This window comes from Microbacterium sp. Beta, assembly GCF_005502545.1.
In the GTDB taxonomy this organism is placed as follows: Bacteria; Actinomycetota; Actinomycetes; order Actinomycetales; family Microbacteriaceae; genus Microbacterium; species Microbacterium oxydans.
In genome coordinates, this window is sequence record NZ_SCOG01000030.1 from 34,386 (window position 1) to 42,674 (window position 8,289).

The 8,289-nt window shown below is 69.4% G+C and carries 9 protein-coding genes; 8 read left to right on the top strand and 1 reads right to left on the bottom strand.

Annotation, left to right across the window (positions count from 1 at the left end; all coding sequences use genetic code 11):
* Positions 1 to 3 precede the first annotated feature (3 nt).
* The 8 genes from FFS56_RS18670 (at position 4) to FFS56_RS18705 (ending at position 7,113) form a co-directional block, all read left to right on the top strand.
* Positions 4 to 864 (top strand): TIGR03943 family protein, encoded by an 861-nt coding sequence (locus tag FFS56_RS18670; protein WP_233437344.1) that lies wholly within the window; start codon positions 4 to 6, stop codon positions 862 to 864.
* Positions 854 to 2,743 carry a hypothetical protein gene (locus FFS56_RS18675; protein WP_233437343.1) on the top strand — a complete coding sequence of 630 codons (1,890 nt, stop codon included), beginning with the start codon at positions 854 to 856 and terminating at the stop codon, positions 2,741 to 2,743. The genes FFS56_RS18670 and FFS56_RS18675 overlap by 11 nt, the downstream gene beginning before the upstream one ends.
* 1 nt (position 2,744) lies before the next feature.
* The gene (locus tag FFS56_RS18680; RefSeq protein ID WP_046748632.1) at positions 2,745 to 3,503 is read left to right on the top strand and encodes a DNA-3-methyladenine glycosylase; all 759 of its coding nucleotides are present in this window, start codon (positions 2,745 to 2,747) and stop codon (positions 3,501 to 3,503) included.
* 206 nt (positions 3,504 to 3,709) lie between these two features.
* Entirely contained in the window at positions 3,710 to 3,946 is a 237-nt protein-coding gene (gene rpmB, locus FFS56_RS18685; protein ID WP_017203559.1) for a 50S ribosomal protein L28, read from the top strand.
* Positions 3,946 to 4,116 carry a 50S ribosomal protein L33 gene (rpmG, locus tag FFS56_RS18690; RefSeq protein ID WP_017203558.1) on the top strand — a complete coding sequence of 57 codons (171 nt, stop codon included), beginning with the start codon at positions 3,946 to 3,948 and terminating at the stop codon, positions 4,114 to 4,116. Before rpmB ends, rpmG begins: the two co-directional genes overlap by 1 nt.
* Before the next feature lie 3 nt (positions 4,117 to 4,119).
* On the top strand, positions 4,120 to 4,425 hold the full coding sequence (gene rpsN, locus FFS56_RS18695) for a 30S ribosomal protein S14 (protein ID WP_017203557.1): 306 nt from the start codon (positions 4,120 to 4,122) through the stop codon (positions 4,423 to 4,425).
* 311 nt (positions 4,426 to 4,736) lie between these two features.
* On the top strand, positions 4,737 to 5,024 hold the full coding sequence (locus FFS56_RS18700; protein WP_017203554.1) for an HU family DNA-binding protein: 288 nt from the start codon (positions 4,737 to 4,739) through the stop codon (positions 5,022 to 5,024).
* Positions 5,025 to 5,112: 88 nt separating this feature from the next.
* A complete protein-coding gene (locus tag FFS56_RS18705) occupies positions 5,113 to 7,113 on the top strand; it encodes a cytochrome c oxidase assembly protein (RefSeq protein WP_082108679.1) in 2,001 nt (666 codons plus the stop codon).
* An 18-nt stretch (positions 7,114 to 7,131) separates the two neighbouring features.
* On the opposite strand, the gene FFS56_RS18710 is transcribed toward FFS56_RS18705, so the two are convergent.
* Complete coding sequence (locus FFS56_RS18710; protein WP_127012795.1) at positions 7,132 to 8,202, bottom strand: hypothetical protein; 1,071 nt, start codon at positions 8,200 to 8,202, stop codon at positions 7,132 to 7,134.
* Positions 8,203 to 8,289 lie beyond the last annotated feature (87 nt).

Sequence of the window (8,289 nt, forward strand, 5' to 3'; positions counted from 1 at the left end):
CACGTGGCACTGTCTGAGCGCGTGGCGCTGTCTTCGCCCACCGCAGCGCGCGTTCGCGCTCTCGGCACCCGCTGGCTGGGTGTGGGGCTGGCCGCCGTGATCTCGGTCGTCACCCTCGGTCTCGGTCTCACCGGACGCCTCACCCTCTACATCAGCCCCGAGTCGGTGTGGTTCGCGTGCACAGCCGCCGTCGTCACCCTGGCCGGTGCGATCTGGTCGTGCACCCTCCCGCTCGGCGAGGAGAGCGACCACGGTCACGATCACGGGCATGCCCCCGCTCCCACGCGCCGCAGGGCGCGCGCGGACGACGCCGACCCGCAGCACGGCGACGGGCGCCCAGCCACTGCGCCCTCGTCGCGCCGCACGCTCGCCGGTGTCGCCGCCGTCACCGGTGGGGTCATCGCCTCGGGGGTGGTGGTGGCCGGCCTCGTGCTGCCGCCCGCCTCGCTGTCCGTCGAGCTCGCGATGTCGCGCGCGGGAGAGCAGAGTGCGTTGTTCGCCGGTGCCGACACGGTGGCCCTCGGCGTCGCCGACACCTCGACGTTCGGCGTCGGCGACTGGGCGAGCGTGTTCGCCGCAGCGACGAACACTGCCGCGTATGACGGTGCGCCGGTGAAGCTCACGGGGTTCGTGACCCCGGACGATGCCGACGACGGCGTCAATCTCACCCGCCTGGTCATCACGCACTGCGTGATCGACGCGCAGACCGCCATCCTCCCCGTCGACGTGAAGCCCGACGACTACGCGACCGGCCAATGGGTCGAGATCACCGGAACCGTGCGTGCGGATGCCGATGGGAAGCTCCGCATCGAACCGACCGACGTCGTCGCGATCGACGAGCCGGGGGACCCCTATGAGTACTGACGACGAGCGCCCAGAGGTGCCCGCCGTCCCGCGCACACGCGCGGAGATGCGTGCGGCGCGAGAAGCCGCCGAGGCAGCGGAGGCGGAGCGGATCGACCGCGTGATCGCCTCCGCCGAACACGTCGCCGCGGCGCCGGACCACGCTCCGCACACCGCGGATCCCTCGTCTGCCGCTACGGCTTCCGCGGATCCCTCGTCTGCCGACCAGCCGGATGCCGTCGCAGGCGAGGCAGTCCTCCGTGAAGCTGCCGTCCGTGAAGCTGCGGTGCGCGAGGCGGGCGACCGCGAGGTCGCCGAGCAGGAGGCCGCAGCCCGGAAGATGGCAGCCTTCGAGGCTTCAGCCCGAGAAGACGCGGAGGCGACCACCCTTCCGCCCGTCCCGCTCGCGACTGAGCCCGTGTTCGTCGGCGCGGCCCCGGACGTCGAGAGGGAGGGCGCAGAGGCGGCGGAGCCGAACACGCCTCCGGCCCCTCGCGTCGCGGCAGAGCCGGAGCCCGGGCAGACTCCGGGGAGCCGTCGTCGCTTCGTCGTCACGCTCGCCGCCGTGCTGGGTGTCCTCGTCATCGTCGGAACGGGGCTGGGTGTCGCGAGCCTGCTCCAGGGACCGCGCATCAGCGACGTACAGGTGAACGCCGCGCAGGCGATCGAGTCCTCAGGCAGCCGCGTCATCCTCACCGCGAACCAGGCGCTCGCCGACATCGACCCCGCGCAGGTGACGGTCGAGCCGGCGGTGCCGTTCACCGTCGATGCCTCCGGTCGCGGCGTGGGGGTGCGATTCACCGTCCCGCTCGACGATTCGACCGAGTACACGATCCGCGTGGCCGATGTCGTCGGTGCCGGAGGCGGCCCGACGACGACGCTGACCACGAGCTTCACGACGCCGCCGTCGAACATCTTCCTGCTACGCCGCGACGTCGAGGGCAAGGACAAGATCTTCCTCACCGACCTCAGCGGAGAGAAGGCCGTCGCGGTGTTCGAGCACGACAAGATCAACGACTTCCGTGCGACATCGACGCAGCTCGTGGTCTCGGTCGAGGAGGACGACGGATCCCGCCTGCTCGTGATGGACCGCGACGGCAAGAACCAGCGTGAGCTGAAGCTCCCCGGTGACGGCTACGTGGGGGCGATCCAGGTCTCCGAGCGCGGCGGCCTCGTCGGCTACAGCTACTCGGACAAGGAGCTCAGCGATACCGAAGGGCGCGCGAGCGTCCTCGTCACGCAGTCGCTGAGCGGCGACGACGACCCTCAGATCATCGAGGTCGCCGGTGCCGAGGCGAGCGTCTTCGTGTGGCAGTTCGTTCCCGACAGCGCGGCAGTGCTGTTCATCGACTTCGACGGAGCGCTCTCGCTCGTCGACCGCTCGACCGATGCCGGCGTGCAGTCGCTCGGTCTCGCGGCCACCATCCAGGGGATCTCCCGAGGCACGTACACCGCGATCGTGGAGCGGCTCGACGGAGCCGTGGTCGAACTCGATCTGGCCGACGGCTCGGAGCAGCCCCTCGCCGCTTCGGACCCCGACTACGGCACGGCGAGCTCCATCACGCCGTTCCCCGGCGGCACACTGCGTCACGTCGTCGCGCGTGACGAAGAGGGTCTCCCGATCGGACAGGTGGTCGTGCGGGTGGACGACGACGGTGCGGCGACCCCGCTGGTCGAGGTCGGGTCGACGGACTCGATCCTCCAGGCCTGTGCATCGCCGAGCGGTCAGTATGCCGCCGTCGTCGTCGCGCCCGACCTGGCGAACAACGCCTACGACGGGATGCTGCTGCCGCTTCCGGAGAACGTCGAGACGCACCTGATCGACATGGACTCGGGCAGGGAGCTCGTGGCCCTCACCGGCTTCGACGCCTCGTGGTGCCAGACGGCCCCGAGATTCTGAGATGACCGGCGGCCCCGACCCCGTGCGCGGTGCAGAGCCGCAGGAGGCTCTGCACCGCGCCGCCCGCACCGACCTGAGCGGCTCCGCCGTCGACGTCGCTCCGCGCCTGCTGGGTGGAGAGCTGCGCACGTTCATCTCCACAGCGACGGAGGCGGACCCGGTCGAGGTGCGGCTGCGCATCACCGAGGTCGAGGCCTATCACGGGCAGGGCACGGGGGAGATCCCCGACCCCGGCTCGCACGCCCGCATGGGACGGACGGCGCGCAATTCGACCATGTGGGGTGAGCCGGGGCGTCTCTACGTGTACCTGAGCCACGGCATCCACTCCTGCGTCAACGTCGTGTGCGGACCGGAGGGACAGGGCGACGGCGTGCTGCTCCGCGCCGGTGAGGTCGTGGCAGGGGTGGAGGCTGCAGCCCTGCGTCGTGGCGTCGCCCTTCCGCTCGGACGCATCGCGCTGCGGGACCTCGCCCGCGGGCCGGGCCGCCTCGGGCAGGCTGTGGGCCTGCGACATCCGCTGCACGACGGGATCGACGCCGTCACGGCAGGCCAGCAGCACGGGGCGCGGGCGGAACTCTGGCTGGGGCCGCAGCGCGACGACGTGGTGAGCGGCCCTCGGGTCGGAGTGGCAGGCGTCGCGGGGACCGCGGCATTCCCGTGGCGCTTCTGGATCGACGCGGATCCCACGGTTTCCCCGTTCCGATGGGGACGCGGTGCGGCCGAGGCGTCGAGTCGCGCGAACGGCTCGATGTCGGGCTGAGACGATGTCGGCCTGAGATGGTGCCGTGTGCGCGATGCGAACCGCGGCGCCGGCCGTGCTAAACTGACTCTTTGTCTGCGCACACTCCTGTGCGCAGTTCGCATGCTTCCCCTTCTGCGGCCGAGAGATCGGCGGGTCGTGGTCGTGTGCAGACAAGGGATCTTGGGTGGGGCCGTCCGGCCTCACGGTATAGAAGGAGTCACATCATGGCAGCAGTGTGCCAGGTGACCGGAGCTGTTCCCGGCTTCGGACACAATGTCTCGCACTCGCACCGCCGGACGAAGCGCCGCTTCGACCCGAACGTGCAGAAGAAGACGTATTTCGTTCCCTCGCTCGGTCGTAAGATCACGCTCAACGTGTCCGCCAAGGGCATCAAGGTGATCGACGTCCGCGGCATCGAGAACGTGGTCAAGGACCTCCAGGCGAAGGGTGTGAAGCTCTAATGGCCAAGAAGGCTCAGGACGTCCGTCCGATCATCAAGCTGCGTTCGACGGCAGGTACGGGTTACACGTACGTGACGAAGAAGAACCGCCGCAACACCCCCGACCGCCTCGTGCTCAAGAAGTACGACCCGGTCATCCGTCAGCACGTCGAATTCCGAGAGGAGCGTTGATCAATGGCTAAGAAGAGCAAGATCGCTCGCAACGAGCAGCGCAAGGTCATCGTCGAGCGTTACGCCGAGCGTCGCGCCGAGCTGAAGAAGACCCTGATCGACCCGAACGCCACCGACGAGGCCCGCGAGGCCGCACGCGTCGGCCTGCAGAAGCTGCCGCGCAACGCGTCGCCGGCTCGCGTGCGTTCGCGCGACGTCATCGACGGCCGCCCCCGCGGTGTCCTCACGAAGTTCGGCATCTCGCGTGTCCGCTTCCGTGACATGGCACACCGTGGCGAGCTGCCCGGTGTTACCAAGTCGAGCTGGTAAGTCTCAGCAGACAGTCGAAAGGGGCGAGGATCTTCGGGTCCTCGCCCCTTTCGCGTCCCTGCACCGCGCGCCGGGTCAGGTGATCACGCCGGATCACGCCGTTTCCTGGACCTGCTCTCCCGCCCGCCGAGGCCCCCGAACATGTGACTGGAGTGACAAAAGTGACGCGACACGCCCAGTAATTGCCCAAAACCCGCGAAATGACGCGGAAATGAGGGTGGTCGTTGGTACATTCAAGGCGGTCGACAGACCAGGAGCATCCGCTCCGACACCCCACAACGATGCGACGGTCTTCGTCGCTGGAGGATGACATGGCTGACAAGTCCATCACCAAGACCGAGCTCGTCGCGAGCATCGCTTCCGCCACCGGCCAGAGCCAGGCCACCGTCTCCGGTGTCCTCGACTCGCTGTTCGCCACGGTCTCCGACGCTGTTGCCAAGGGCAGCAAGGTCTCCATCCCGGGCTGGATCTCCTTCGAGCAGGTCGACACCGCTGCTCGCACGGGCCGCAACCCGCAGACCGGTGCCGAGATCAAGATCCCGGCCGGCAAGCGCGTCAAGGTGACCGCTGGTTCCAAGCTCAAGGCTGCCGTCAAGTAATTCGACCGCACCTCTTCGAAGGCCGCTCCCGTTCCGACGGGAGCGGCCTTCGTGCTTTCTCATCGCCGGGCGCGCCTAGGCTGGAGGGGTGAGTTCCCGCAGCGAGTCGACGAGTCGGATTTCGGCGTATCGCGTCTCCGGCGTCGCCATCCTCCTCGTCGCCGCCCTCGTGGCCCTGGTGCTGGCGCTCCTCGTGGGCGGCGGGGCCAAGCCGCCCCTGCTGCAGGACCCCGGTCCGTTCGTGCTCTGGGGCACGCCCGTGGCCAAGCTCGTCATGAACGTCTCCGGTGCCGTCATGCTCGGCTCGCTCGTGCTCGCGCTCTTCGGTCTGCGCGCGGGGGAGCGGTCGTTCGATGCGGCTCTGAACATCGCCTCGGTCGGTGCCGCCGTGTTCACGGTGTCCGCGGGCCTCGCCGGGTTCCTGGCCTTCATGGCCGCCTTCAACCCGAAGCTCAGCATCGAGCGCGAGTTCGGCTCTCAGCTCGGCCGCTTCCTGCTGGAGCTGCCGCTGGGTCAGTCCTGGCTCATCACCACCATCTTCGGTGCCATCATCACGGTGCTGGCGTTCGCCTGGCGCTCGTGGACGCCCACGCTCATCACGGCGCTGCTCGCCGCGGCGTCCTTCCTCCCCCTCGCGACGCAGGGGCACGCCGGAGACCTCGCCGGGCACAACATGGCGGTGAACTCGATCCTGCTCCACACGATCGGCGCCGCGGTCTGGCTCGGTGGCCTCCTGCTGCTCGTGCTGCTGCGGGGGCGGACCGACGTCGACCCCGTGCGCCTCGTCGGCCGCTACTCCTCCCTGGCGATCGCCGCGTTCGCCGTGGTGGCGTTCTCGGGGGTCACGCGGTCGGTCGTCGCGGTCGGGAGCTGGGAGGCCCTGTGGGCGACTCCGTACGGCTGGATCGTGCTCGCCAAGATCGCCCTCCTCGGGGGCATGGGACTGCTGGGCGCCTGGTACCGGGCCCGCCTCATCCCCAAGCTGACGGGTCAGCGCGCTGCGGGCTGGTTCTGGCTCCTGGTGCTGTGCGAGGTCGCGCTGATGGGCCTCGCCTCGGGTGCGGCAGCCGCTCTCGCACGCACGCCTCCGCCCACCGGTGAGGTCGCTGCCTTCGCCCAGACCCCCGCACAGATCCTCACCGGCTCGACGCTGCCTCCGGAGTTGACGCTGGAGCGCTGGTTCACCGCCTGGGACTTCGACGTGCTCTGGCTCGTCGCTGCCGGCTTCGGCCTGTTCCTGTACCTCGCCGGCGTGCGACGCCTGCGGCTGCGCGGCGACCGGTGGCCGATCCATCGCACCGTGTTCTGGGTGCTCGGCATGCTGTTGCTGGTCTGGGTGACCAGCGGCCCGCTCAACGCGTACCAGGAGTACCTGTTCAGCATCCACATGATGGGCCACATGATGCTGTCGATGGCCATCCCGCTGCTGATGGTCTCCGGCGCCCCCATCACGCTCGCCCTCCGCGCGATCCACAAGCGCGACGACGGCACGCGCGGTGGTCGCGAATGGATCATGTGGGCCGTGCACTCTCCGTTCGCGCGCGTCGTGACCCACCCGTTCGTCGCTGCCGCGATCTTCATCCTGTCGCTGTGGGCCTTCTACTTCACCGATCTGGTGCGGTGGTCGATGTACGAGCACCTCGGCCACGAGTGGATGGTGATCCACTTCCTGATCTCGGGCTATCTGTTCGTGATGAGCCTGATCGGCGTCGACCCCGTCCCGTACCGTCTGCCGTACCCTGGCCGTCTGATCACCCTGATCGCGGTGATGGCGATGCACGCCTTCTTCGGCATCGCCATCATGATGCAGGAAGGCCTCATGGTCGCCGACTGGTTCGGCTCGATGGGGCGCGACTGGGGTGTCGACCCGATGATGGACCAGTACGTGGGGGGCGGCATCGCATGGTCGATCGGCGAGATCCCCACCCTGATCCTCGCGATCACCGTCGCGATCCAGTGGAGCCGAAGCGACACGAAGCTGCAGAAGCGCCGCGACCGGCATGCCGACCGCACCGGGGACGCGGAGCTCGAGGAGTACAACGCCAAGCTGGCGGCCCTCGCCGAGCGTGACAGCCGCGAGGGGCGCTGACGCCGAAGCGGGGTCCGGTCAGTCGACCGGGGCTTCGCTGGGGGAGCCGACCCTGATCGATGCCGTGCCGTCCGGCAGGATCGTGATCGTCCCGTTGAGCTGGAACGGCACGTCTTCGGACAGCGGCTGGACCTTGCCGTCGAACAGCGACCTGATGTCGACGTCGACGTGGGCGACCGCGTCCGTCGACGGAATCCGCCACTGTCCGCCGTCGGGTGCGACCGTGACACGGGGCTGGGTGGCGATCGACCACTTCGGAGCGGACGCGAGACGATTCGTGACCCGCAGGCCGAACGGGCAGGCGGTCGGCTGGAGGACCTCCTGCGTCGTGCACTCGGCGAGGAAGGACTCGACGCGCTCCTGGACCACGTCGATGAACGCCTCCGTCGGCTCGGTCTGCACATCGAGCGGCGTGATGGCCAGCGGTGTGTCCGCGAGCACCCCGTGGCCCGAGGCGGTCGAAATCGGGGTGTCGACCGTCACGGCATACAGTCCCGGTGTGAAGACGAGCAGGGGCAGCGGGTCGAGCGAGGCGGCGTCGACCCCGTCGACCGAGATCTGGCGCCTGTCGACCTCGAACCCGTTCACGGCGAACCGGTCTGCGCCACGCAGCGTCAGATCCACCACGGCCAGCGGGCTGGTGGTGAAGCGCCAGTTCGGGGTGACGCCCGCCCATCCGTCCTGCTCGATCAGGAAGGTGCTGGTTCCCGGATGGCCGCTCGCCCGGTAGTCGACGGTGACGGCCGTACCGCCTTCCGCCGGCTCCTCGGAGGTGACCTTCACATCGGTCAGGGGGGCGAGCGCGGCGTGACGGAGCATGGCCTCGGACGCGGCGGGATCGATGCCGGCGGCGTCGAGGGTCTCGCGATCGACCGCGACACCCGGCACGCGCAGCGCATCGGCGGCGCGGCCGGAGGAGAGCAGGTCGAGGTAGCGCACGACGAATGCCGACGGTCCGTAGAACTGCTGGTAGAGCGTGGCTCCGCCTGCCCCGAGAGCGGCGACGAGCACGAGGCCGACGACGGCGAGCATCGCCAGGTCGACCCCCAGGCGCGCGCGCCGGGGCGCGCTCGCACGTGCCCGGTCCATGGCGTCAGTCTAGGAGGGCGTCCTGGGGGGACGCCGAGCGTCGGCGGCCGTGCGCGGATGCCGGGACGTAGCATGGACGAGCGCCCT